General features: G+C 57.6%; 17 protein-coding genes and 4 pseudogenes. 15 read left to right on the forward strand and 6 right to left on the reverse strand.

Annotated elements, in window-relative coordinates:
- Nucleotides 1-20: 20 nt before the first annotated feature.
- Nucleotides 21-1,070: an ectoine/hydroxyectoine ABC transporter substrate-binding protein EhuB gene (gene ehuB, locus AC0L14_RS25700; protein ID WP_473751146.1), complete on the reverse strand. Its 1,050-nt coding sequence runs from the start codon at nucleotides 1,068-1,070 to the stop codon at nucleotides 21-23.
- 302 nt (nucleotides 1,071-1,372) lie between these two features.
- Between ehuB and AC0L14_RS25705 the strand changes: the two are divergent.
- Nucleotides 1,373-1,649, forward strand: a pseudogene (locus AC0L14_RS25705) (IS3 family transposase); the annotation flags it as partial.
- Between the two features lie 306 nt (nucleotides 1,650-1,955).
- On the opposite strand, the gene AC0L14_RS25710 reads toward AC0L14_RS25705, so the two are convergent.
- Together AC0L14_RS25710 and AC0L14_RS25715 are read right to left on the reverse strand one after the other, a co-directional pair.
- Nucleotides 1,956-3,101, reverse strand: coding sequence for a M20 family metallopeptidase (locus AC0L14_RS25710; protein WP_473751147.1), 1,146 nt, complete (start codon nucleotides 3,099-3,101; stop codon nucleotides 1,956-1,958).
- A 40-nt stretch (nucleotides 3,102-3,141) separates the two neighbouring features.
- Nucleotides 3,142-4,326 carry an aminotransferase class V-fold PLP-dependent enzyme gene (locus AC0L14_RS25715; RefSeq protein WP_473751148.1) on the reverse strand — a complete coding sequence of 395 codons (1,185 nt, stop codon included), beginning with the start codon at nucleotides 4,324-4,326 and terminating at the stop codon, nucleotides 3,142-3,144.
- Nucleotides 4,327-4,599: 273 nt separating this feature from the next.
- Between AC0L14_RS25715 and AC0L14_RS25720 the strand changes: the two genes are divergently transcribed.
- The 8 genes from AC0L14_RS25720 (at nucleotide 4,600) to folD (ending at nucleotide 13,729) form a co-directional block, all read left to right on the forward strand.
- Complete coding sequence (locus tag AC0L14_RS25720) at nucleotides 4,600-5,067, forward strand: Lrp/AsnC family transcriptional regulator (RefSeq protein ID WP_473751149.1); 468 nt, start codon at nucleotides 4,600-4,602, stop codon at nucleotides 5,065-5,067.
- Between the two features lie 576 nt (nucleotides 5,068-5,643).
- Complete coding sequence (locus AC0L14_RS25725; protein ID WP_473751150.1) at nucleotides 5,644-6,792, forward strand: M24 family metallopeptidase; 1,149 nt, start codon at nucleotides 5,644-5,646, stop codon at nucleotides 6,790-6,792.
- 9 nt (nucleotides 6,793-6,801) lie between these two features.
- Nucleotides 6,802-8,058, forward strand: coding sequence for a sarcosine oxidase subunit beta family protein (locus AC0L14_RS25730; RefSeq protein ID WP_473751151.1), 1,257 nt, complete (start codon nucleotides 6,802-6,804; stop codon nucleotides 8,056-8,058).
- A 12-nt stretch (nucleotides 8,059-8,070) separates the two neighbouring features.
- A complete protein-coding gene (locus tag AC0L14_RS25735; RefSeq protein WP_473751152.1) occupies nucleotides 8,071-8,337 on the forward strand; it encodes a sarcosine oxidase subunit delta in 267 nt (88 codons plus the stop codon).
- The gene (locus AC0L14_RS25740) at nucleotides 8,334-11,288 is read left to right on the forward strand and encodes a sarcosine oxidase subunit alpha family protein (RefSeq protein ID WP_473751153.1); all 2,955 of its coding nucleotides are present in this window, start codon (nucleotides 8,334-8,336) and stop codon (nucleotides 11,286-11,288) included. The genes AC0L14_RS25735 and AC0L14_RS25740 overlap by 4 nt, the downstream gene beginning before the upstream one ends.
- Nucleotides 11,281-11,784, forward strand: coding sequence for a sarcosine oxidase subunit gamma family protein (locus tag AC0L14_RS25745; protein WP_473751154.1), 504 nt, complete (start codon nucleotides 11,281-11,283; stop codon nucleotides 11,782-11,784). The genes AC0L14_RS25740 and AC0L14_RS25745 overlap by 8 nt, the downstream gene beginning before the upstream one ends.
- A 145-nt stretch (nucleotides 11,785-11,929) precedes the next feature.
- Nucleotides 11,930-12,814: a formyltetrahydrofolate deformylase gene (gene purU / locus AC0L14_RS25750; protein ID WP_473751155.1), complete on the forward strand. Its 885-nt coding sequence runs from the start codon at nucleotides 11,930-11,932 to the stop codon at nucleotides 12,812-12,814.
- A gap of 3 nt (nucleotides 12,815-12,817) precedes the next feature.
- Nucleotides 12,818-13,729, forward strand: a complete 912-nt coding sequence (folD, locus tag AC0L14_RS25755) for a bifunctional methylenetetrahydrofolate dehydrogenase/methenyltetrahydrofolate cyclohydrolase FolD (protein ID WP_473751156.1) — start codon at nucleotides 12,818-12,820, stop codon at nucleotides 13,727-13,729.
- Here the strand turns inward: folD and AC0L14_RS25760 are convergent.
- The 3 genes from AC0L14_RS25760 to AC0L14_RS25770 all read right to left on the reverse strand — a co-directional run bounded on the left by AC0L14_RS25760 (nucleotide 13,681) and on the right by AC0L14_RS25770 (nucleotide 17,380).
- Nucleotides 13,681-14,235: a transposase family protein gene (locus AC0L14_RS25760; protein ID WP_473751157.1), complete on the reverse strand. Its 555-nt coding sequence runs from the start codon at nucleotides 14,233-14,235 to the stop codon at nucleotides 13,681-13,683. The genes folD and AC0L14_RS25760 overlap by 49 nt on opposite strands.
- Before the next feature lie 249 nt (nucleotides 14,236-14,484).
- A complete protein-coding gene (locus tag AC0L14_RS25765; RefSeq protein ID WP_473751158.1) occupies nucleotides 14,485-15,888 on the reverse strand; it encodes an aminotransferase in 1,404 nt (467 codons plus the stop codon).
- Between the two features lie 13 nt (nucleotides 15,889-15,901).
- Nucleotides 15,902-17,380, reverse strand: coding sequence for an NAD-dependent succinate-semialdehyde dehydrogenase (locus AC0L14_RS25770; protein WP_473751159.1), 1,479 nt, complete (start codon nucleotides 17,378-17,380; stop codon nucleotides 15,902-15,904).
- 1,089 nt (nucleotides 17,381-18,469) lie between these two features.
- On the opposite strand from AC0L14_RS25770, the gene AC0L14_RS25775 reads away from it, so the two are divergent.
- The 6 genes and pseudogenes from AC0L14_RS25775 to AC0L14_RS25800 form a co-directional block, all read left to right on the forward strand.
- On the forward strand, nucleotides 18,470-19,927 hold the full coding sequence (locus AC0L14_RS25775) for an aspartate ammonia-lyase (RefSeq protein WP_473751160.1): 1,458 nt from the start codon (nucleotides 18,470-18,472) through the stop codon (nucleotides 19,925-19,927).
- Nucleotides 19,928-20,456: 529 nt separating this feature from the next.
- Complete coding sequence (locus AC0L14_RS25780) at nucleotides 20,457-21,245, forward strand: SDR family oxidoreductase (RefSeq protein ID WP_473751161.1); 789 nt, start codon at nucleotides 20,457-20,459, stop codon at nucleotides 21,243-21,245.
- 383 nt (nucleotides 21,246-21,628) lie between these two features.
- A pseudogene (locus AC0L14_RS25785) lies at nucleotides 21,629-22,293 on the forward strand (IS110 family transposase); the annotation flags it as partial.
- A gap of 196 nt (nucleotides 22,294-22,489) precedes the next feature.
- Nucleotides 22,490-23,164, forward strand: a pseudogene (locus AC0L14_RS25790) (recombinase family protein); the annotation flags it as partial.
- A gap of 131 nt (nucleotides 23,165-23,295) precedes the next feature.
- Entirely contained in the window at nucleotides 23,296-24,591 is a 1,296-nt protein-coding gene (locus AC0L14_RS25795) for a recombinase family protein (protein WP_473751162.1), read from the forward strand.
- A gap of 208 nt (nucleotides 24,592-24,799) precedes the next feature.
- A pseudogene (locus AC0L14_RS25800) lies at nucleotides 24,800-25,158 on the forward strand (transposase); the annotation flags it as partial.
- Nucleotides 25,159-26,360 lie beyond the last annotated feature (1,202 nt).

Genomic DNA, 26,360 nt, shown 5'->3' on the forward strand with positions numbered 1-26,360 from the left:
AGAGCCGTCAATACGGCGCCTTAGCCCTTGCAGGCTGAGGCGGCCGCGGTGCCGTCCGGCAACATTTTTTTATCATATCCGTATTTTGCAACCGACGCCATCATTTCGTCGGAGCCGATATAGTCCTTCATTGCGGCGTTGAAGGCGTCGACCGCAGCCTGCTCATTGAGCGGGAACGCGAGGGCACTAAAACCGGGCTTCTTGGGCGAGGTGTACGGATCGGCGAACTCGAGGCTCGCTTCCTTCTCAACAAGTTTCTTCCCGCTCAAGTAGTTGACACCGCCAGCGTCAGCGCGGCCGACTTTGACAGCCTGCACGATTGCCACATCGTCGGCGACCTGCATGATCTTGTCGTCGGGAATGCCAACCTTTCTTGCAATCGGCACCGAATCGTAGCCGGATCCGGTAACGAAGGTGACGCCTTTGTCGCGCACGTCCTCGTATGAGTGCAGTCCTTTTGGGTTGCCCTTCGGCACGACCAGCGCGTCAGTGAATCTGCCGATAGGGTCGGTGAACAGGACGTTGCGACAGCGCTCTGGCAGGATGTACATGCCGCCAGTAATAATGTCGATCCGGCCGGCCTGCAGGCCGGGAATGAGTGAGCCCCATTCGGTGACGACCGACTCGACTTTGGTCGTGCCCATCTTTTTCAGGATGTCCAGCGTCATCGCATTGACGAAGCCGAGCGGCTCATTGTTCTCGCCCGGATAGGCCCACGGGGCCTGGCTTGAGTATCCTATCCGTATCGTCTCTCCGTTCTTGATCTTGTCGAGCAGCGACTGCGCTGAGGCTGATCCAGCAGACGGGGCAATCGCCAGCGCCGCAATGCCGACCGCGGCCAGTCTCTTCAGGAAGGCGCGTCTATAAAGACCAGTCTTGCTCTTGAGGTATTGCCGTTTATCCACGAAATTCCTCCCTCTTGTCTCGCCGTATGCGGCAGTTCCCGTGTCCAGCAGCAGAAAACACGCCTCGGCGCCTTCGGGGCTTTCTCCGCACCCCGATGGCCGATGCCAAACCGCAGGACTGCTTAGAATATAGCAGCTAAAGGACGCGCCTTCCTGCGGATTCACTGCTCAAGCGCAGTGAATCTGCGTTATTTTGGTATCTACGCAGTTCGGATGATTGTGGGATGGATGGGTCAGCTCGACCATCCAGACGACGAGATATCGCCAAATAGTGAAGCTATCACGCAAGCTTACGATTTAATGTATGCTTGCGCGCGGCAATCGCCCGCCAGAATCTATCGTGTTCATCGCGCCCCACCACTGGCGGCCGTCCTGGTCAAGGTAATGGCGCTCGTCCAGACCCCGACGATCTCCGCTTTCCAATGCTCATCGCAACCTCCAACTTCAGAGTGTTGCCATGACCATTTGAATCCGCCCAATACACCAGCGAGCAGTGGTTCCAACGCCTGATGGCCGATCACGGCATCACCTGTTCGATGAGCCGGTCGGGCAGGGACAATGCCGCGATGGAGAGCTTCTTCTCGTCGCTGAACACCCGAGCGGAGAGTACGCAAGGTCCACGGGACGAGGGATGGCGCCAGGGCGGACGTGTTCGATTACATCGGGCGCTTCTACAACCCTCGGCGACGACACTCGACATTGGGATATATGTGCCCCGTCGAGTTCGAGCAAAATGTTGGCTTAACCTGGTGTCCGAAAATCGGCAGCAGGCCAGCCGACCCGAGGACACTCATGGTCCCGTCTGCCTCAGCGAGCCAGCAATCCCGCCTGTGCTATGCCGCCTGTGAGGCAGGTCACGGCGCAGAAGGAAAGACCGGACAATAAAGAGATCAAGGTTTTGAGAAGAACATACCCCAGTGGTGGCCTCCTGTCGGCCTAAAAGGGAGCGTCGCAAACCCTCTGGGTCTACCAGCGACTTACGGCGATGCCGCGGGTGGACGCCCGCTGCACCCGTAGACGTAGGAGCCCAGCCACCGCTCCGAGCGCCATCTAATAGTTTAGCATGATTTTCTGGTATATTTCGACCGCCATGGTTAGCTGATCTATTTCCACGAACTCGTCGTTCGTATGGGCTTGATTAATACTTCCAGGGCCAATAACGACGCAAGGAATTCCGACCAAAGATAGTTGACTTGCATCCGTACCGTAGGGCACCCCTATATATTTCCCAGTTCGCGCTATATCAGCACAGGCCGTTGCTGCCACTGCCGCAATCTTGCTCGACTCGGCACTGTCTGGAGCGGGATCTTCCAACGCGGGGAGCAAAGAACGAACCTTGATCTTATCTCCGCCTTGGCGGAAAGAGTCTAATACGTTCTCCACCTCTTGTATGGCTTGCTGGGGCTGCTCTCCCGGTATAAGGCGTCGGTCAATCCAAATACGGCAAACGGGCGGTACGGTGGTTAGTTCTATACCTCCCTCGATAAGACTGACAGTGAGAGTTGGGGAGCCGACCAATGGATGCGCACGTAAAGCCAAAGCGTGATTGAGTTCGTCAAGGGCCAGGACGATCTTAGCCATCCCCGTGATCGCATTCACTCCGAGATGGGGCTTCGAAGTATGCGCGGGCACGCCCTCGACTTCGACCTGCCAGCGGACCGAACCCTTGTGAGCGACAACAAGCTCCAAGTCAGTTGGTTCGCCGACCACTGCGGCATCGTAGGTCAGGCCTGACTGAGCAATTGCACGAGCCCCAATCTTGCGAAATTCTTCGTCAATGCTCGCGGCGACAACGATTGTGGATTTGGGTCGACGTTCTCCAAGGGAGGCAAGCGCCATCAGCATCGCTGCGAGTGAACCCTTTGTGTCGCAACTGCCTCGGCCATACACTCGCCCCTCCTTTTGCTCGCCGGAGAACGGATCTGACTCCCACTTATCAATAGGCACAGTGTCCATATGAGCGATGAAAAGAATGCGCTTGTCGGGATTCTCACCCGGAACCCAGGTCAAGAAGTTCGAGCGTCCGTCTGTCACCTCCTGAAATTCGTATGGCAGGGTTCGCTCTCTACAAAAACGCTCAAGGAACTCGGCCACGTTCTTTTCGCCACTTCCCTTTGGCGACAATGATGGATTGACGCTCTCGATTTTTACGAGTTCCTGAAGGAGCGCTACAGTTTCTGTGGCGACGGATGGCATGCACTCTCCTGTTTGCTGTGCGACTAGTGCTTGTGGTTATTCACCAGACCTTGGCCAAATCGATAACGCGATCGACTTCGTCCACGGTATTGTATAGATGCAGTGAAAAGCGCAGCATGCCTCTACGTATCGAGACGATGACCTGGTTTTTCAGCAAGTGATCGTGAAGGGATTGAATTCGTCTGTCGACCTCGCGCGCCTCTGCGAGCGCAGCCACATCGCCGACCGCCACAATGCTTCCAGTGTGGCTCCCAGGAGCACCACCACAGACGGGTAGCCCCAGATCCAGAAGACCAACAGCCAGCCGCTTTGCCAGTGACGTAACGCTCTGCTCAATCTCCTTGGTTCCAGCTTCAAGTAATTGCCCCATCGATACGTAAGCGGCCAGCATTCCCGGAAAGTTATAGTGGCCAATATCAAAACGAGGGGCGCCGTCACGCAATTTTACAGAACTGAGAATCGGTGCCGATTCCGGCGCGTTCCCCAGATCGACACTGAAACGAGCCAGGTAGGCTGGGTTCAACCGATCGGCCCATTCCTGACGGCAATACAAAAATCCCGATCCATAAAGCCCCATCAATCCCTTGACGGTCGAAACCGCCAACCCGTCCACGCCTAGCTGGGTCACGTCGGTGTGAAGTATTCCGACCGATTGTGTTCCGTCTGCCAAAAGAAAGGCGCCAACACGCGTGCAGGTTTCCGCGATGGGTGCCAGCTCGGTTCGAAATCCGGGGACCATTGTTACGGTCGCGAGTGCGACAATGCGGGTACGAGAGTCGATTGCTTTTACAATGGCTTCAGTCGGCATTGAACCACTGGCCGGCTCTACGACTCGCAATTCCACGTTGTGGCGGTTCCTGATCTGAAGCCAGGGCAAGATGTTATTAGCGTGCTCTAACTTGGGGCACAGGATCACATTGTCCCCGGGCCTCCACTCGATCGCATTGGCAATTATATTAATGCCTTCCGATGCGTTCTTTGTAATTGCAATTTCATTTTTTTCAGCACCGATCAGTTGCGCGAATCTCGCCCGAGTACGCTCTACATGTTTCAACATGCTTCCTTCATCATTTCTACCATGTAGCCGATTATTCAAATGCGGCTCAATAGAAGCCATTGTTGCATTCGAGATGAGTCCTTGGTTTGCTACATCCATATAGATCGCGTTTTTCGTGGCAGGGAATTCCTCCCGGAGGAGGTTCAAACGAAGAGAATTAGTTTGCATGGCGGTCCACTTGTGCGACTAACGGTGAAAATCTGCGTACTACTTGCGCTTGCCTGCAATGTTCATTGGCGAGGAATTGTGCGGATCCAGGGAACCGCTTCTTCGGTCGCGTTGCATAGGCAGACTCCGGACATGGAAAATAAAACAGTTGAGGCTCTATGGGGCGTTTGCTGAAGTCCCATTTTAGGCCTTGATCATTGCGGAAGTCGGGCTAATACTCGCTCTTGAGCGCAGTTTTCCTGCGCAAATTCGCAATTTCTGCAGAGATGGACGATGGACCTTGATAGAATTGATCGCAAACTTCTCATCGCCGTGCAGCGCAACAATCGTCTTACGACTGAGGAATTGGGCGAACTTGCGGGGCTCTCGGCGACCGCGTGTCAGCGGCGGTTGAAGCGCCTTCGAGACGAAGGTGTGATCGAGGCCGATGTTGCGATAGTCTCCCCAGCCGCCGTTGGTCGGCCAATGATCATGCTGACTTTCATTAGTCTCGAGCGCGATCGATCAGATATCATTGACCGTTTCAAGCAAGCAATCCGGCGCACGCCTGAGATCATGAGCGCATACTATGTGACAGGTGAAGCAGATTTCGTTCTGGCGATTTCTGTGCGTGACATGGTCGAGTACGAGGCATTTACTCGCCGGTTTTTTTATGAGCATCCGGATATAAAAGGATTTAAGACGATGGTCGTGATGGATAGAATCAAAGCTACCTTGGCTTTGCCAATTGTTGATGAATAGCGGCACGGAGCGCCCATCAGTACACGGCAGCTGGAAAGTTGCATTTATGTTTCCCGCGTTGCGCTCAATGGATCTCGCGCGCAGGCAGGGCTCGTCGGATCTTCTCGCGACGCTTTGCGAGGACCGCCGGATAACGGTTGCGCTAACCGCGGACGCATAGCACACCCCACGCATTGAACTTGTCCACCGACATCCCTGTTCCGATCCACCATTGCGCGACTATATCGGCGTCATTCGACGCTCCTAGACCCGGCGCGGCTATTGCCCCACGTGCGAAATCCAATAGGAAAACGCCGGTTTCCTGCGTGGAAAGGCAAAGATTTCGCGCATAGCGGCCTTTGACGCTGGTACTTTGACGAAGCGGACACACGGCATCCGGTCCCATACCCGGTGCGGATAGCTATTGCTGAGAATAGAAAATGGTCACTGACAACAACGTCTCGGATGTGCCGCAGGGACAATGGCGGCGAACGCACATGTGGCGTGGTGCGCTTATCAACTGATTATGGTGCGCACGAAATCGCGGCCGACCAAAGACTATGCCCGCAACCAGCCGGCAACAAGCACGAGGACCTGATGGACCGTAACCCCTTTTCCGAAGCAGAAATCCAAGGGCGTCTTGACAGACTCCGCGTGCTGCTTTCTGAGCGCAATCTGGACGCGGCGGTCTTCGCCTCTCCGGAAAACGTCTTTTATCTCACGGGTCTAGACCACTGGGGATACTTTACTCCACATTTGCTTGTCGTTGCGCAGGAAGGTCAACCTGTCCTGGTCACCCGTGCCAATGAGAGATGGACGATCGAAAGCCGGGTGAAGGCAGCGACGTTCCGCAGCCACTCAGACAGCGAGACGGCCGCTGACGTTGCCGCGCTGGTGCTGGCTGAGATGGGGTTGTCCAGCAAGCAGATCGGCCTTGAATACTGGACGGCAGGTCTCAGCCACGGGCTTGCGGTAGCGCTGCAGTCGCAGACTGACGCAAGATGGAGCGACGTTTCCGGTCTGGTCGACAAGATGCGGCGAGTGAAAAGCGCCGAGGAGCAAGCCTTGATGCGGCGGGCCGCCAAGGTGACGGACGCCGCCGCTGGAGCCGCGATTGCGGCGATCTCGGACGGCGCCTCCGAACAGGAGGTCGCTGCCGAGTGCATGTCAGCGATGATACGCGCCGGAGGCCATGTTCCGGGCTTTGGACCTTTCATCCGTCCAGGCGCGCGTCTGCGCGAAACGCATGCGACCTGGGGTGATGGCGTTTATCGGAAAGGTGAACCCGTCCTCATTGAGCTATCCGGCTGCGTCTCGCGCTACCATGCGCCGCTCGGTCGGCTCGTTCACATTGGCGACATCAAGGACGAGGACGTAGAGATGGCGGTGGTGAACGCCGCCGCATTCGATGCCGCAGTGAAGGCGTTGCGTCCCGGTGCAATAGCGCGCGAGGTTTTCGCGGCCTGGCGAGCTGTCGTCGACGACGCCGGCCTGGCTCATTACTACCGGCACCACTGTGGGTATATGATCGGGATCGGTCAGCCTCCGTCATGGACCGGCGGCAATTCGGTGATCGGGCTCAGACCCGATTCCGATATCGTCATCGAGACTGGCATGAGCTTTCACATGCTCTCGTGGCTGATGGGGACCGGGCGGGGAGACGACTTCGTTTCCAACACGGTGCTCTTGGGTGATAACGGCGCGGAATTGCTCACCCGCACGCCGACCGGCCCCATCGTACGCTAGGAACGCATCATGGCGCGCTATTCGGCATTTTCTATTTTCCGCAACGCGGTCTCGGGCCAGAAGAACTGGCAGCGCGCCTGGCGGGCCGCGGAGCCCAAACGGTCCTACGACGTGATCATCATCGGCGGTGGCGGACACGGCCTCGCCACCGCTTTCTACCTCGCCGAGAACCACGGCATCCGCAACGTCGCCGTGCTCGAAAAAGGCTATATCGGCGGTGGCAATGTCGGCCGCAACACCACCGTCATCCGTTCCAACTATCTGCTCGACGGCAACACCCAATTCTACGAATTTTCGATGAAGCTCTGGGAGGGCATGTCGCAAGCGCTGAATTTCAACGTCATGTTCTCGCAGCGCGGCCAGCTTGTCACTGCGCATTCGGCCGACCAACTCGGTGCCTTCAGCCACCGTGCCAACATCATGCGGCTGAACGGCATCGACTCCGATATCCTCGACCGTAACGAAGTTCAGCGGATGTTGCCCTATCTCGATTATTCCGATACGGCGCGCTTTCCAATTTACGGTGCCATCTTCCAGGGCCGCGCGGGCACGGCGCGGCACGACGCTGTCGCCTGGGGCTATGCGCGCGCGGCCGATGGCCATGGCGTAGACATCATCCAGAATTGCGAGGTGATGGGCTTCATTCGCGACGGCGAACGGATCGTCGGCGTCGAAACGACAAAAGGCCGGATCGGCGCCGGCAAGGTCGGCCTCGCCGTGGCCGGCCATACATCGGTGCTCGGCGCCAAGGCCGGCCTTGAGCTGCCGATCGAAAGCCATGTCCTGCAGGCCTTCGTTACCGAACCTCTGAAACCACTTGTGGACCAGGTCGTCGCCTACGGCGCCGGTCATTACTACCTTAGCCAGTCGGACAAGGGTGGGCTGGTCTTGGGCGGTGATATCGACGGCTACAACTCCTATGCCCAGCGCGGCAATCTCGGCGTCATCCGCGAAACGATGGAGGCGGCAATCGCTCTGATGCCGTGCGTCTCACGCCTTCGCATAGTGCGCCACTGGGGCGGCGTCATGGACATGACGCCTGACGCCAGTCCGATCATCTGCCCGACGGCCATCGACGGCCTCTACCTCAACGGCGGTTGGTGCTATGGCGGGTTCAAAGCGACGCCTGCTTCCGGCTGGTGCTTTGCGCATACTATTGCGAACGGCAAGCCACATCCGCTCGTCGTCCCGTACAGCTTGGACCGGTTTCGCGCCGGGCGAACCATCGACGAGGCCGGAATCGGCCCGTTCGCTTGGATGCACTAGGAGGCCATTGAAATGCTGCGCATTGAATGCCCATGCTGCGGTCTGCGCGATCATGACGAGTTCCGCTATGGCGGTGACGCTTCGGTTACGCGTCCGGCCCACAACGATCCCGATCCACATGCTTGGTACCGCTATGTCTTTGTCAGGCCCAACCCGGCGGGCCAGCACCGGGAATTCTGGCAACACGTGGCCGGTTGCCGAGAATGGCTAGTGGTCGAACGCGACACTCGAAACCACATCATCGCATCTGTGAACTTCGCCAGGAAATCGTTAGCATGAGTTCTAATCCGAGACGGTTGTCGGCAGGGGGCCGCGTAAGCCGCAAGCATCCGGTCACTTTCACCTTCGACGGCCGCAAGCTTGTTGGATATCGCGGTGACACACTTGCATCAGCGTTGCTCGCCAACGGCGTCGCATTAGTCGGACGCAGCTTCAAATACCATCGACCGCGCGGGATCTTTTCCGCAGGACCTGAGGAACCGAATGCCCTCGTGACTCTCGGAACCGGAGGAAGGCGTGAGCCTAACCTACCGGCGACGACGTTGGAGCTAGAGGACGGTATGGTCGTAGAAAGCCAGAACCGCTGGCCGTCGCTTGCTTTGGATGTGCAAAGTATAAATGGTCTCTTTGCGCCGTTTCTGTCGGCCGGCTTCTATTATAAGACCTTCATGGGTCCGACACGTCGGGCCTGGATGTTTTACGAACACTTCATTCGCAAGTCGGCCGGTCTCGGCAAAGCGAGCACAGACAGGGACCCAGATCGCTACCAGGTTCAACATGCGTTTGCGGACGTCGCAATCGTCGGCGGCGGGCCGGCGGGGCTGTCGGCGGCGCGAGCCGCTGTAGCTGCCGGCGCCCGTGTCGCGATCGTCGAGCAGGATTTCCTGCTCGGCGGCCACCTGCTGACTGAGCCGCTCGACAGCGCGGCTGCCTCTTGGCTGAGGCAGACTGAAGCCGAACTAGAGAGGTCCGAAAGCGTCACGTTCATGAAGTCGACGACAGCTTTTGGGACCTATGACGGGAACGTCATAGGGTTGGTCGGGCGACATGGCGCCACCGGTCCCCGGCCGACTGGAGAAAACAAACAGACCTTCACTATGCTTCGCGCCCGTTCGATCGTCTTTGCTGCGGGTGCCATTGAACGGCCGCTGGTGTTTTCGAACAATGACAGGCCGGGCGTGATGCTTGCGTCTGCCGCTCGCGCTTACCTTAACCGCTTCGGCGTTCTGCCCGGCAAGAAGGTCATCATCGCCACTAACAATGACAGCGCCTGGCGCACCGCGTTCGATCTGGCCAATGCTGGCGCCGAGGTGACGGTTGCCGATCTGCGCACCTCCTTGCCAGCCGCACTTGTGGCGTCGGCAGCACGACTCAATGTCACAGTCCTTTCCGCGACCCGCATCGTGGACGTTAGCGGTGCTCGGGCTGTGACGGGCGTAAAGCTTGTCGGACCGTACGGCCTTTCCCACGTCGCCTGCGATCTGGTGTGCATGTCGGCTGACTGGTCGCCAACTGTGCACCTCACGTCGCATTTGGGAATCAAACCCCGATATCGAGATGATATCGACGCCTTTGTTCCCGGTGCCTTTCCGGCGGGCCATTTCGGAGCCGGCTCGATGATGGGAGGCTGTTCGACTGCCCAAGCGATTGAAGGCGGTCACACCGCCGGCGTGGATGCGGCGTCATACTGCGGAAAGCGGGAATCGGTGCCCGCAGTATCGAAACTCGATCTTGGGGAAACAGCAACGGAACCGGTGCGCCAACCCCCTCTTGTTGCGCGTGGGAAGGCGTTCGTTGATTTTCAGATGGACGTAACGACAAAGGACATCGAGCTCGCACATCGGGAGGGCTATGAATCAGTCGAGCACCTAAAGCGCTACACCACCCTCGGCATGGGCACCGACCAAGGCAAGACAAGCAATTTTCCAGCGCTTTCAGCAATGGCAGCGCTGCGCAGGACAACAATCGCGGAAACCGGGATCACGACCTTCCGCCCGCCTTACACCCCGGTTGCCATCGGAGCGCTCGCCGGTCGTGCTATCGGTCATCATTTCAAGCCAATACGCCGCACGCCGATGCACGATTGGCATGTTAGGAATGGTGGCGAAATGCTGGAGAACGGGCTTTGGATGCGGCCCAACTTCTATCACCAGTCCGGGCGCAACGTCGAAGAAGCCTATGTGGCGGAAATGCGGTATATTCGCCAAGCTGCGGGACTCGCCGACATCTCAACCTTCGGCAAGATCGACGTTCAGGGTCCGGATGCGACGATCTTCCTCGACCGCGTCTATGCCAATGGCGCTGCAAACGTGCCGGTCGGCCGCGCCAGGTATGGCGTTATGCTGCGTGACGACGGCATTGTATTCGATGACGGTACCGCGACGAGGCTGGCACAAGACCGGTACTTTCTGACCGCTTCGACCGGCAAGGCCGCCGACGTACTGCCACGTCTTGAGTTCCTGCTCGACACGGTATGGCCCGAATTGCGTGTCGCTATTACCTCTGTGAATGATGAATGGGCAGCAATGACGGTGGCTGGGCCAAAGAGCCGTGCAATCCTTAGCGCTGCATTCCCTGGTTTCGACGTTTCCGATACGGCGCTGCCGCGTATGGGGCTGCTTGAAGGCGAATGGAATGGGCATGCCCTGCGAATCCTGAGGTTGAGCTTTTCCGGCGAACGTCAATACGAGATCTACGTCGGCGCAAGTGCCGGCGAGACATTGTGGACCCATATGCTCGAGGTCGGCGAACCGCTGGGGCTGAGACCCTGCGGTCGCGAGGCACTCGGCGGGCTGCGGATCGAAAAGGGTCATGCCGCAGGGCCGGAAATAGATGGACGGACCACGCTTGACGATATTGGCTTCGGCCGCCTGGTGAGCAAGCGCTCCGGCTTTGTTGGTGACGTACTCCGACGCCGCCCCAACCTTCTGGCGCCGGACAGGCAAAGGCTAGTCGGGTTGAAATGCACGGAGGCTGACAGCCGGCTGCGCGGCGGCGCCATCCTTTTCCTGCCAGGTGACAAGATCACCGGCCATGGCCGCGGGCGAGTCACCTCGGCAACCTTCAGTCCGGAACTCGGATGCTATGTCGCGTTGGCTTTACTTGCGGGCGATGTCGCGGCGGAAGGAAACGAGGTCGTCGCCGTCTATCCGATCAAGGGCGAAATGGTGCGCGCCCGCGTCGTCTCGCCAGTATTTCTCGATCCGCAAGGAGAGCGGCAGCATGGGTAGCCACACCCCAGTAAAAAACTTCAGCCTGTCAATGGTCGACTGCGCGCTTTCCCAGGTCGAGGGATGGGAAAGCACGTTGGCAGAATTTGAGGCGAGCGTCTCAGCTTTGCTGGGCATCAGGCTTCCAGCTTCCGTGGGAGAGACAGTTCGTCACAAAGGCCTTCGTGTTATCCGCATCGCCCCTCGCCGTCTCTGGCTGTTTGGCGACGATGGCTCTGCCGCGCCTTCACTTGCCATCGACCCTGCTATCGGCTGTTCGGTCGCCCTTGACGAAGGTCGCGTGCGCCTAAAAATGGCGGGATCTAACATTGCGCGGGTCCTTTCCGGATGTTTCGCCGTTGATTGGCATGCGCCAACGGCGGCTCCTGAACGGGCAGTGCAGACGTCCTTCCACAAAGTGCCTGTGCTCATGCTACGCACCGGTGAGACGACGTGCGAGCTTGTCGTGCCGCGAAGTTTCGCACGCAGTCTTTCGGACTGGATTGCCGAGGGTTGATAGACGAGTCGGGTGCAAGGGTTCAGCGGCCCCTCGACCGTCCTCCGCCCGTTCCGCGACCTTTCGAAGTCCCGCGTGAGTATCAAGAAGCGTGTGAATTGTCACAAATCGGCTGTGCGGGCCAGATGATGGAACGGACTTCTGAATGAAAACCTATGTACTCACGGTTTCGTGCGAATCGCGGCGCGGGATCGTTGCTGCAATCTCTGGATATTTGGCAGGGAAAGGCTGCAACATAGTAGACAGTGCTCAGTTTGATGATTTAAATACGGGCAAGTTTTTCATGCGCGTATCCTTTATGTCAGAAGAGGGCGTCGACCACCACACGTTGATCGACGGCTTTGGGGCTGTCGCCTGCGAATTCAAGATGGACGCGAGAATTCACGACGTCTCCAGGCGAATGAAGGTCCTGGTGATGATTTCTCGTTTTGGACACTGTCTCAACGATCTGCTCTATCGCTGGAAGATCGGCGCGCTACCGATCGAGATCGTCGGAGTCGTCTCAAATCATTTTGAGTATCAGAAGATAGTGGTCAACCATGATATTCCTTTCCACTGCATCAAGGTCACGAAGGAGAACAAGCCGAAGGCGGAAGCTGAACTGATCGAGATCGCCGAGCAGACCGGCGCGGAACTGATGGTGCTTGCTCGCTATATGCAGGTGCTCTCTAATGAGTTTTGCAAGAAGATGTCGGGCCGGATCATCAACATCCACCATTCTTTCCTGCCGAGCTTCAAAGGAGCCAACCCGTACAAGCAGGCCTATGAGCGCGGCGTAAAGCTGATCGGTGCGACGGCGCACTACGTCACCGCCGATCTCGATGAGGGTCCGATCATCGAGCAGGATATTGCCCGCATCACCCATGCGCAGAGCGCCGAGGACTATGTCTCGATCGGCCGCGACGTCGAGAGCCAAGTGCTAGCCAGAGCTATCCACGCGCATATCCATCACCGCTGCTTCATCAACGGCAACCGCGTTGTCGTCTTTCCCCCGAGCCCAGGATCCTATGCGTCGGAAAGGATGGGGTGAGCCATGGCCTCTATCATAGATGGCAAACGCATCGCCGCAGCGATTATCGATAATGTCAAGGCAGGCGCTATCTCGCTCCAAACGAAAAGCGGCATCGAACCTAGCCTCGCAGTAATTGTCGTGGGTGATGATCCGGCGAGCCATGTGTATGTTAGTGCGAAAGGCAAGATGGCCGACCATTGTGGCTTCCGCTCGGTGCAGCACACTCTGCCGGGCGAAACCACACAGGATGAACTCTTAACACTTATCATCTCACTTAATGCGGACGAATCCATTCATGGAATTCTCGTCCAACTCCCATTGCCAAAGCATCTGGACGCGGAACCAATTGTGCAGTCGATCCTACCAGAGAAGGATGTGGACGGCCTCCACGTCGTCAACGTTGGAAAAGTAGCTACTGGCGACCTGCAAACCGGCATGGTCTCGTGCACCCCAGCAGGGGCAATGGTCTTCGTTAGGCGGGTCCATGGCGACGATCTTTCCGGTCAAAATGCGGTCGTCATTGGGCGGTCAAACTTGTTCGGAAAACCAATGGCGCAGCTACTGCTGAACGCCAATGCAACAGTCACGGTCGCTCATTCGCGCACCACGGATCTCCCTTTGATATGCCGCCAGGCGGATATTCTCGTAGTAGCTGTTGGTCGCCCCGAAATGGTGAAAGCCAGCTGGCTGAAACCTGGTGCCACCGTGATCGATGTAGGCATCAACCGTATCCATGCCCCGGAGGCAGGTGAAAGCAAGTTGCGTCTTGTGGGTGATGTCGCTTTCAAAGAGGCTGAGAAGATTGCTGCGTTCATTACCCCCGTCCCAGGCGGGGTTGGCCCCATGACGATCGCGATGCTGATGGCCAACACACTGAAAGCTGCTCAAATCCACTCCGGTACGCCAGCCAGCCACCTTGCGAGCTTGTCGTAGCGCGTATCGATGCGGCGGAAGTCTTTGGCCTGGGCGAACATCCGTTCGTTGAGATTGCGCCGGTGGTGAGCTTGGCGATCGTAAGGGAGTATCGGCTTGCGCCTTGCGATGGACGAAATGACGGCCTTGAGAAGCGTGCGACGCAGACGATTGATGTCATATGCCTTGTCTGCGAGGAGACTCTCGACTGGTCCAGCGGCGCCGAAGATCTCCTCGGCCATCCTTATGCATTGCCGGCAGCAATTCAGGACACACGGCCGGCCGGCGGCATCGGTCAACGCGTGGATTTTGCTGGGCGCGGTCGCCACGTGTTTGCCCAGTGGCTTCTTTGAAGATTCCTTTCCTTCGGCGGAGGAGCGGTGCGCCTTAACGTGCGAGGCGTGAATCGCGGCTGTGCCGATTAGGCTGTGAACGTATCTGCTGCGGTTGACCTCCCCGGCAATGGAGGCACCAGATCCATCTCCATGCTGCCGGGAGCGGCTCATTTCAGGCAAAAGGGCGCGCATTTTGATGCGCGTCCGCGCCTCTGGCACAACTCTCGGCTTTTTCGTACAGCTGCCGCGCCTCGGCATCTTGAGCAGACGGTCTCTCGTGGCGACGCTCAGGCAAGGCCGCCGAAACCCACCGCAGAAAGCCGCCGCCCAAGGTCACAGCCACCGCGGCCTTGGCGGCATTGAGGGCGTGACGATTGCAGTGTCGCACAACCTCACGACTTCCTCAGATGCGCGGCTGATCCAGTCCTGTTGCTGACGGCCTCAAATATTGAGGCCATCACGCGTGAGGTCGTCCATGACCGAGCGGACGGCGCTTTCAGCGATCGCAATAATCTCCTCAACCTCAGCCTTCGTTGTCACGAGCGGTGGGGCAAAGCCCAGAATGTCACCATGGGGCATGGCGCGAGCGATGAGGCCGCGCTCACGTGCTGCCTTGGAGATGCGCGCGCCGACCTTGAGTGTCGGATCGAAACGTTTCCTGTTGTCGCGATCGGCGACGAATTCGATTGCGCCCATCAAGCCAACGCCCCGCACTTCGCCGACGATTGGCAACTGCGCAAATTTCTCCTTCAACTGCGCCTGGAAGAAGGCACCCACCTCACGAGCATTCGCGGGGAGGTTTTCTTTCTCGACAATGTCGAGAACCGCATTGGCTGCGGCAGCCCCAATCGGATGTCCTGAATAAGTGTAGCCGTGCGAGAATGCGCCGACCTTGTCTGCCCCGTCCTCCAGGACCTTGTATACCTTCTCACCAACGATTGCCGCTGAAAGCGGAAAATAGGCCGAGGTCAGACCCTTCGCGACCGTTATGAGGTCCGGCTCAATGGCATAGTGCTGCGATCCGAACATGGAGCCTGTTCGACCGAAACCTGTGATGACCTCATCGGCAATGAGCAGAACATCATGCTTCTTAAGCACTGCTTGGATTGCCGCCCAATAACCTTCTGGCGGAGGCGTAATGCCACCAGTGCCGAGCACCGGCTCGCCTATGAAGCCGCCGACATTGTCCGGCCCCAGGCGCTCGATCAGCTGATCGAGCTCCTCGGCACGCCGCGTTGAGAACTCGCGTTCGGTCTCGCCCGGGTTTGCGCCCCAGTAATGATGCGGAACACCTGTGTGAACGATCTGGGGGAGCGGCAGGTCCATATGGTCGTGGTAAAAGCTCATCCCGGTCATCGAGCCGGAGACTACGCTGCATCCGTGATAGCCCCGTTCACGGGAGATAATCTTCTTCTTGCTCGGCTTACCGCGCAGGTTGTTGTAGTACCAGACCAGCTTTGCTTGGGTCTCGTTCGCATCCGAGCCCGACATACCATAGAAAACCTTGCTCATCTTTCCCGGTGCCATCTTGACGAGGCGGTCGGAAAGAATCGCGAGTTCGTCCGTCGTATGCGCGGCATAGGAATGATAATATGCCAAACGGAAAGCTTGACGCGAAATCGCTTCAGCAACTTCGGTGCGACCATAGCCGACATTCACGCAATAAAGACCGGCGAACCCATCGATAAACCAATTACCGTTGGCGTCCTGAATTCGAATGCCCTGTCCCGTCTCGACAATGGTCGGGTCGCCGAGTTTGCCGGTGGCAAAATCCTTTAGCTGCGTGAAAGGATGCAAGACGCTACTTCTATCCTTCTCGCATACCTCTTTGATATTCATGGTCATTAGCTGCTTCCTTTCATGCTGCGATATTGCCAAAACATGTGTATTTGGACTCCAGGTACTCTGCGATGCCGTGCTTTGAGCCTTCGCGCCCCAAGCCGGACTGCTTCCATCCCCCGAACGGAATAGGCGCCCCGGTAAATTTTGGCGTGTTCACCGCGACCATGCCGTATTCAAGCCGGTCAGCCAGGCGCATGGCGCGGTTGAGGTCTCGCGTATAGACATACGCCGCTAGGCCCATTTCCGAGTTATTCGCCCGGGAGAGCACTTCCTCCTCGTCGACGAAGGGGAGGATCGCAGCTACGGGACCAAAGGTCTCTTCCTTTGCTACCCGCATATCGTCAGTCACATCGGCGAGCACTGTCGGCGTCACGAAATTGCCGCCAAGTTGGCTCTCCTGTGCCCCGAGCACCATGCGAGCACCGCTAGAAAGAGCTTCGAAAACCTGCTGGCCACATTTTTCGGCTACGGATGCCTTGGTCATTGGACCGATTTCGACCCCAGGTTCCAATCCGTGCCCGACTTTCAGTTTGGCGGCGGCGTTAGCGAATTCTTCTACGAAGCGCTCATAGAGGCGCTCCTGCACGTAGATCCTGTTTGCCGCGAGGCAGTCCTGACCAGACGTCGCGAATTTGGCTGACATGCACCCTTCGATCGCCGCCTCTATCGGCGCGTCGGCGAAAAGTATGAACGGGGCATTGCCACCAAGTTCGAGCGAAGCTCTTTTCACGGTTTTCGCAGATTGTTCGAGCAGTATTCGACCCACCTGGGTTGAACCCGTGAAAGAGAATGCCCGAACGTCGCTATGCTCTAACAGCCTCTTTGCAAGCGGAGGTGCCTCGCCCGTTATGACTTGAAACACCCCGGCAGGAAGCCCCGCCTCTTCGGCAAGACGGGCAAGTGCGAGGGCCGACAAGGGCGTTTCAGGCGCGGGCTTAACGATCATGGTGCAGCCAGCGGCCAGGGCGGCCCCTGCTTTTCTGGTGATCATCGCCGAAGGAAAATTCCATGGCGTGATTGCAGCGGTCACTCCGATCGGTTGCATATCTACGCTCAGGCGACATCCGGGTAAATGGCTGGGGATGGTTTCGCCGTAGGACCGCTCGCCCTCCGCTGCAAACCAATCGAGAAAGGTAGCGGCGTATGCAATTTCACATCTTGCTTCGGCTAGTGGTTTCCCCTGTTCGCAGGTGAGGATGACAGCTAAATCTTCTGCGTTTTCGCGCATGCCTGCTGCCCACCTCCGCAGATGTGCGCCACGTTCGGAAGGCAGGACATCGCGCCACCGCACGAAAGCGGTTCTTGCGTCGGAAACAGCGTTGTCGACATCTGACCGTTCGCACGCCGCCACTTTTGTCAACTCTTCGCCGGTCGCGGGATCGACGATCGCCAGTGTTTCCTGTTTTGAGAGCCACGCACCATTCAAATGAGCGCGCGTTTGCAAAAGGTCTGGCCGTTTGAGGTTCGCCAATGCAGCGCTTGCGAGGCCTTTCATTTGTAACTCCAATGCTAGCGTTCGACTTTCCGTCAGGCTACGCCTCCTAAAACGTCGATCGGCAACGCAGGTGATGCCCTTAAAGCCGTTCTCCTGCGATTGATGCCATTCTACTGAGGGTTTTCTTCACTCCGTTACTTCAATCATCGATTCGGAAATTGAAATGCCACTGGCCTGCGACAGGCACGCGAGCTCGGATTGATGTTAGGAAGCGGCGGGCAGGAAGGTGGCGACGCGGCACGCATGGCCACGCAGAAGTCGTACAATACGCCTATCCGCGGGTGCCGTGTTGTTCCAGGCCTTCTAAGGTCTTTGCCAAAGGCTAGCACACGGGCCATGGAGCGCCGCGCGGAAAGAAATTCATGTGACCTGACGACCCCAGTCGATGCTCTACCGCGATGCCGGGCCGCGAACATGGTCTTTCGACACGGACGGGCCGCCGGCTCGATTCAGGTTCGGTCCGAATACCTCACTATGGCATAAATATGCTTCAAACGGGCGCGATACTGCGCAAGGCTCCCAGCAACGCAGGATTTTCTGCCTGGAGTGGGAATGTCCACTCGAAACAGCCTTCTTAGGCATGTTAGCTTTTTGAACCGAAGCTCTTCGATGTAGAAATGCCTGACCTCGTCCAGCAACACGGGGAGCCGATCGTGGATACGAGATGGACAAAGAGAAAATTCCTTTTCCTACCCAGGTTTCGAGCTGTGTTCAGGGCATCAAGACACGGTTGCGAGCTCACTCGATAAATCATAGGACTCGGCTTCCCGTCGAACGGCAGGACGGTAAATACACCCGACGCCGCAACCGGCCGACGCCGATTGTCGTTCAAGGGCATCAAACCTACTTAGACTGGCTACTGCCTTCCGGTGCTCGCGACGCAGCTGCAGCACGGCCCCCCTAGCTTCGCTCGATCTAATTGTCGAGGATAGAGGTCCCGACGACGGCTTATCAGGCATAACCACCTCGGCAAGGCGGATGAAAGGCAATCATTGAGTTTAAAGCCAGTTGGCCGGCGAAGCACTACATAGCCGGCGGCAATTCTCTCACAAACTAGGTTGCAGCTTCTGAGGAGACCAGACCTCCTAGATGCGGCCACAGCGGAAACGACGTAAGGTAATCATCGTGACAAACGCTTCACAGATCGAGCGCATCGAAAAAGACTCACTTGGCTTTGTAAGTATCCCGGTCGACGCCTATTATGGTCCACAGACTGCCCGGGGCATCAACAACTTCCCCATTTCGGGCATAAAAATTAGTCATTTCCCGCAGTTCATTAAGGCACTTGCCTATGTGAAAATGGCAGCGGCACGCGCCAACCTAGCGCTCGGCGATCTTAACGACCGCAAGGCTAGGGCTATTTGTCATGTCTGCGAGGAAATTTTGGCTGGCAAGCACCTTCAAGAATTTCCGCTCGATGTGTTCCAGGGCGGCGCTGGCACGTCCACTAATATGAATATCAATGAAGTCATTGCAAACCGCGGTTTGGAAATCATGGGATTGCCCCGCGGAAAATACGACGAGCTGCATCCAATCAACGACGTGAATTTCTCTCAGTCAACCAACGACGTGTATCCTACGGCGCTCCGACTGGCGATTGTACTTTCTCAGGCGTCTTTGCAGCGAGCTTTGGGGCAACTCGCGGATGAATTCGAAGCCAAGGCCAAGTGCTTTTCGGATGTGATCAAGCTTGGCCGCACACAGTTGCAGGACGCTGTACCTATGACGCTGGGCCAGGAATTCCAGGCCTTCGCGACGACGCTGCGGGAAGATGTAGCTCGTCTCGGTGAGATCGCCGCCTTCTTCCATGAAATCAATCTAGGGGGCACCGCGATTGGTACGGGCATCAATACGAATGCGGACTATCAGGCAGCAGTTATTGCGGAGTTGCAGGCGATTTCCGGCTTGCGTTTGGTGCCGGCTGGCAATTTGGTCGAAGCCAGCTGGGATACCGGTGCCTTTGTGCTCTTCTCTGGAATGCTGAAGCGGACGGCGACCAAGCTATCGAAGATATGCAACGATTTGCGTCTGCTATCCAGTGGTCCTCGCGGCGGCCTGAGTGAAATCTCATTGCCGCCGCTTCAGCCCGGGTCGTCGATGATGCCCGGAAAGGTCAATCCCGTTATACCGGAAGTGGTCAACCAGGTCGCTTTCCAGATCATCGGTTACGATCTTACCATCACTCTCGCCTCCGAAGCTGGCCAGCTTCAGCTGAACGTCATGGAACCGATCATCGCGTACAACATCCTGCATTCGCTGGAGCTTCTGATCAATGCCGTTGATGTGTTGCGGATGAAATGTGTAGGGGGTATTGCTGCAAATCCAGAGATCTGCCGGAAACACTTGGAAGCCAGTACCGCCATCGCAACCGTGTTGACGCCTACGATCGGGTACGAGCGGGCAGCACTGCTTGCCAAAGAGATCTTGGCTTCCGGCAAAACCATTGGCGAAATTCTAACCGACCAGCCGGAGCTTTCCGACGAGCTAATCGCACAGGTCGCAGATCCCCACCTTTTGACCCGACCAGCGCGATTACGAATGGCTTGAAATTGGCATGCCGAGATTGATAAATCGAGTTTTAGGGCAGCAGAATTACGGGTGGACCTGCTCGCTGGCAGTCTGTTGGCCAAGCCGTGTTTGAAGCTTCGCGGTTTGTGAAGATAAGCGCCCGCTCAGACGTGGTGATGGCTTTCCAGATAGGGCGTAAGGTGGAATGACCGCTGAGAGAATAATCTGTACGAAGCCAGGAGGCGGTTTCGGACCGAGTTCAAGGTGCGGATTGGTAACAAGGCTGCACGACAAGATCTGTCGGCGCGCCCTGGAGCGGGCCGAGAATGACCCAACGATGACTGTCGGTTTCATCCGGCGCCTTCGTGGCCAACAAGATCCCCGCCGCGATATTGCGCAGTCTTCGCGGACTGTGTGGCCTACTGCGCAATGGTAGCTTTCCCTCAGTGATGGGGCACATAACTGCGAAGCTCAACGGCATGGGATTGCCGAAGACCTCGCAGTCACATGTCTGCCGAGCAGATGGTGGTCGCGCAAATCAGAGAAACAGCATGAGGAAACGGATCGAATGGATAGAAGTAGGCGCAAGGTTCTCGTTACGGGTGGCAGCAAAGGGCTGGGTTTCGCGATCGCGAGAAAGCTATCGGAAGATGGCTCCCAATTGGTCATCTGTGGTCGCGAGCAATCTAGATTGGATTCGGCTATCGATGAGCTAAAAGGCAATTCGAGATCCTTGGTTGCTCACGGCATAGTCGCCGATCTTTCGCAACGCTCGGATGTGGATATGCTGTTCAATCGAACACTGGAGCTATTGGGAGGACTGGATTGCCTAATCGTGAATTCTGGTCACGCGCCATACGGAACTATCGACACATTGAGTGATAGTGATTGGGATCACTCCTACGAGATGTTGCTTATGAGCGCAGTCCGACTTTCGCGAGCTGCAGCCAAGGTGATGCAAGCGCCGGACGGTGGGGATATCATTTTCATAACGTCTACCGGCGTCCATGAAGCGACAGGTCATCGGCTCGCGTCAAATGTCATGCGGGCTGGGATATCAGTAGTAGCGAAGCACCTTGCAGATTTTGTTTCAGGGACTGGTGTTCGTGTAAATGTTGTGGCACCAGGCTATTTTGATACAGGCAGGGTGCGCATGAGAATTGAGGACCTGATGAATAATGAGGGACTTGATCATCCGTCTGCCACTAGGCGGATTGCGACCGCAAATCCCTTGGGCCGGATCGGAATGGCCAATGAGCTTGCAGAACTGATCGCATTCATGGTGAGCGGTGGCGCAGCATACCTGAACGGAACCACGATCACGATTGATGGAGGCAGCAGCCGCATTGTTACGTAATTCCTTCGACTAAGGCGGTGACGCAGTTCTTAACAGAAAATCAACTCCGGTTTTGCGGAACGCACAGCGCGAGATCTGGAGTTTTTACAAGCTCGCTGCTGCCGTGGAGTATCTGTCCCATAGCTGATCCCTGAATGAAGGGGCAGCTTGACTGATTCCTCCACACTCTGGGACCAGACACCTAATCCATCGCGCTGCGGAACCAACAACGGGCGGCATATCGCGGGAGATCGACATGTCGCCGCCATCTCTGTGGCAACACACCTAGATGCCGTAATGGGCCGGCGCTCCTTTCATAGCAAGGAAGGCGGCTGTCCCTCAGAGTGATGATGTTGAACGGGGGTCCGATTGTGTCGGCCCCAAGCGTCAAGCGAGGGACAACCATGGACTATTATGCAGGAATTGATGTGTCGCTGGAACTGAGCAGCGTTTGCGTGGTGGATTCGTCGGGCAAGATAGTGCGAGAGACGAAGGTGGCGAGCGAGCCAGAGTCACTGTTGCAGCATTTCGCCGATCTGGGATTGCCGGTCATCCGCGTCGGCCTTGAGGCGGGCCCACTGTCGCAGTGGTTGCGCGAGGGTCTGGTCGACGCCGGCTTTGAGGTGGTGTTGCTGGAGACACGGCATGTGAAGGCGGCACTGTCGGCGATGGCGGTGAAGACGGATCGCAAGGATGCCCGCGGGATCGCGCATCTGCTCCGCATGGGCTGGTACCGTCGTGTACACGCCAAGTCTGCAGATGCCCAGGACGTGCGGGCCTGCTGGTTGGCCGCAAGCTGTTGCAGGCCAAGCTGCTCGACGTCGAGCTTAGCATCCGCGGAATCCTACGCGGTTACGGGCTCAAGGTTGGCGAGGTGAGCCGGGGGCGTTTCGAGGCGCGCATTCGCGAACTCATCGAAGGCCATGACATGCTTGCGAGGGTGATCGGCGCGATGCTGCAGGCCCGGGCCGTATTGTGGAACGAGTTTACCCGGCTGCACCGCGCGATGCTGAAGATCGCCCGTGTCGATCCTGCCTGCCAGCGGCTGATGAGCGCGCCCGGTGTCGGTGCAACAACTTCATATTGCCCGCTATCAGTCGGGTGAGGCGATTATCCGCTATCGATTTCATCCCCGTTATGGGGAAGCGGTTATTGTTGCCGGGCGCAATCGCCATGGTGACGAGCTCACCCTGATCATCCGCCAGCCTGACGGCACCCTAGTGCAGTTGCCGATCTGGATGACGCAGGATCGTGCGGAAGCGATGATGGTGACGGAGAGTCCCCGTCTGCCACTGACGAATCTGCGCGAACTTCGTCTGAAGCTCGATGCCTGTCTAAGCTTGCTACGCGACGATTCCCCTTGCGAAGGAGGAGACAAGCATGAAGCATCGTCAATCCTGTCACCGCCAGCTCGATCTCTTCGTGGCCAAGACCCCACCGCCGAGCGGACGAAGCTGTTGCCACTGGTGAGTGCGCTGCTGTCGGAAGCACGCGGCGCAGCCGCAGCGACGGAGGCCGGCGATGAAGATCACGTCGAGCACCTGGCGCGCGGCGCCTTTATCTACATCCGCCAATCGACCGTCGACCAGCTTGCCAACAATCATGAGAGCCGGCGGCGTCAATATGGTCTTGCCGAGCGCGCCCGTGCTCTTGGCTGGACGGATGTGACAGTTATCGATGACGACCTTGGCCGCTCGGGTTCGGGCGTCAGTCGTCCGGGCTTCGAGAAGCTGCTGTCGGTGATCTGTGAAGGCCGTGTCGGTGCTGTGTTCGCAATCGAAGTGTCGCGTATGGCGCGCAACGGACGCGACTGGCACACGCTGATCGAATTTTGCGGTCTGGTTGGCGCGGTGATCGTCGATGAGGATGGCATCTACGAACCCCGCCATCCAAACGATCGGTTATTGCTGGGCATGAAAGGGACGATGAGCGACCTCGAACTGTCGCTCCTGCAGGCCCGTTCGATGGAAGCCTTGAAGCAGAAAGCACGACGGGGCGAGCTCTTCTTCACGGTAGCTGTCGGCTATATGAAAGTGGGCTGTGACAAAATCGAAAAGGATCCGACCTGCGCGTGCGCGAGGCGATTGGGCTGGTCTTCACTCGCTTTGCCGAAATGCAAAGCATCCGCCAAGTGTTCTTGTCGCTTCGAAGCGACCAGATCGCGCTGCCGCACCTCAACTCTAGGAACTCCGGACAACGGCAGGTGCTGTGGAAGCTTCCGGTCTATGCGACGGTGAGCAACCTTCTCACCAATCCTGTTTATGCTGGTGCTTATGCCTTTGGCCGAACCGGAAGTCGGACGATAATCGAAAATGGCCGCAAGCGAATCGTGCGCGGCCGTCGCAAAGCTCGCTCAGATTGGGCAGTCTTGCTCGTTGATCATCACGAAGGCTATTTGCCCTGGGCAGACTTTGAAACGAACCAACGGCTGATTAGTGACAATGCCAACGGCAAGGGCATGATGGTGCGCGGGCCGGTGCGCAAGGGAGAGGCTTTGCTCGCCGGGCTATTGCGTTGCGGTCATTGCAGCCGCCGGCTGCTTGTTGGTTATAATGGCGCCAAGGGTGATGTCGGCCGCTATAAGTGTGACGCGACCCGGAGCAATCCCGACGGTGATCCCTGTATCTCGTTTGGGGCATTACGGGTCGACGAGGCGGTGGGAGCCGAGATCGTGCGGTTGCTGCAGCCGCTCGGCGTTGAAGCGGCCATCCAGGCGATCGCGCAGCGCGAGCATCAGTCTGGCGAAAAACAGCGCCAGATCGAGTTGGCGCTCGAACAGGCGCGATATAAGGCAACCAGAGCGAGCCGGCAGTATGACACGGTCGACCCTGAGAATCGTCTGGTTGCTCACGAACTCGAGCGCCGGTGGAACGGCACCCTCGCGGCCGTACGCGCATTCCAGGAAGAACTGGAGGCCCTGGTCCGACAGCGGCCGACCGCTTTGAGTGCCGAGGAGCGCCAGCGCCTATTGCAAATGGGGGTCGACCTGGAAGCCGCGTGGCATCATCCGGCGGCCACTACCGTCACGCGTAAGCGCATCATCCGGGTCGTGTTGCGCGAGGTCGTGGCACACGTCGAGGCTGACCAGATTCATCTGTTGTTGCATTGGCAGGGCGGCGATCATACCCACCTGACAGTGAGAAAGAACCGGCGGGGTCAAACGCGGTGGTCCGTCGAGCCGGAGACGGTAGAGCTGATCCGCCCGCGCGCGACTGATGCCCGACAAGGCCATCGCCGGACTGCTCAACCGGGCAGGAAAGCGGACAGGTCGATCGAATGGATGGTCGCAGTCGCGTGTGCGGAGCTTCCGCAAAACGCACGGGATGGCGAATGGGCCGAGCGTGGCGAAGTCAGATGCTCAATCTGAGCTCCGCGACGGTCCTTCGCCAGATTGCCGCCGGCATCATTACTGCCGAGCAATATTGCAAATCCGCACCATGGGTCATCAAACGACGGGTTATCGAAGATTCGCATCTGATCGAGTGCGTCAGGCACTCAAGGCGCCCGTCATCACCAAGTTCGGAGCAAAAGACCCTTGACGTTCAATAACGTAGCCAGATGGGCATTATGACGCGGGACCAGGGGCTCTGGTGGCGCTCACCTATCGTTCGGCGGTCGACAATCCGGGGCGGTTTGCAAAATCCCGAACCGTCGGTGCGTACTTCGGACTGACGCCCAGGAAATATCAATCCGGCGAGACCGACATCGACGGCGGCATCAGCAAGGTCGGCGATGGAATGGTGCGAACGGCGCTCTATGAAGCGGCGCGCATATGCTGACGCGCGCCACGCGGTTCTCCGCCCTGAAGCGCTGGGCGATGGACGTGGCGAAGCGGCGCGGCATGAAACGGGCAAAGGTGGCGCTGGCCCGCAAGCTCGCCACCGTCCTCCATCGCATGTGGGCTGATGCCAGTCAGCGAGGCAGGCCGCCATAGGCGCTGCTTCTTCGAGGTCCCGTCGCTGGGACGAGGGCTTGGCAAGGTCAGGAGTAGTGCTTTGAAAGCTTCGGCAAATCACACGTCCTAGATTGACCTGCCGGCTCAAGGATCTGATGGCATGATGTGGCAGTCTTCGTGCTGACCACGGACAGAAGCATGATCCCAGCGGCGTGATGATCACTCGAAGGGACTTGACGAGTAAGGGCCCATTACAGAAGCATGTGTGTAAGAGCTGCTTTGCGCGACAGGCCCGTCCGCAAGCAGGAAATCTGCATTTTTTTGTCTCCCGCGCACAATGCCTTTTAAATGGCGCTGAATGGTGCCTCACGATCAAGGCTTTATTGGCGTGAAATCGGAGCCGGCCAAAGAGGATCGTGAAATGATGAATGTGACCGAGGTGTTGCCTCCCGGCGCCCAATGGATCCAGTTTGTCAATCTGTATCTCATCGAGATGGTGCGTTCCGCTCCTTTTGGTCACGAGATCCAGCCCTAAGGACGCTGCCGTAGCCTCGGTTGTCAGCTTGGCAAATCTTTGTGGCGGAATGCCGCGTCACAGCGTCACCGGTCGCTTGATAAACGCGGGTCATTCGTCGTGGGGCTGCGGGGCAAGGAGTTTGGTCAGGTTTGAGTGGCTCCAAAAACTCGTCTCTTCCTCGACCGGAAGGAGGGTGAACGGTTGCAGGGGTGACCGACGAATTGCGGGCTTGGTTTGACGAAGAACTGTGGCGGACGGGCCGGGATCGCTCGAGCGTCCGCAAACGGAGTACTCAAAGAACTCGATCCCGTTTGTGCATGATAAAACGCCGGCGAACTCTGAGCTCCTTTAAATATTAAATTACGAATAAACGTACATAATAATATTTCACAAAGTATGGATGCAATGAACGGCTTGTTGTATCGCGCAATATTTGCTATTTTGAAATGACTTCGGCTGGCGGCGCCACTTCTGGAAGTAAGGTCCGCACCCGCTGCAGGTCGAGAGGCGCTGTGTACTCATTCTGCAACACGTAACGTAACGAAACGGAATTCATGCCATCAAGCTGGCAGCCGACGCAACACAAAAGGAAGAGCGTCTAGGCGAGCGCGAGAGCTGAAGTGAGTTGCTGAGCCACGGAGCGAAAGGGATTAGGAAGAGCTAGTGCCAAGGATTTTCCCAGGCAGAAGACTGCGCGGGACATTTCGGTGTCAAACCGGCCTTA

The sequence above is a fragment of the Mesorhizobium sp. WSM4841 genome, assembly GCF_055811515.1.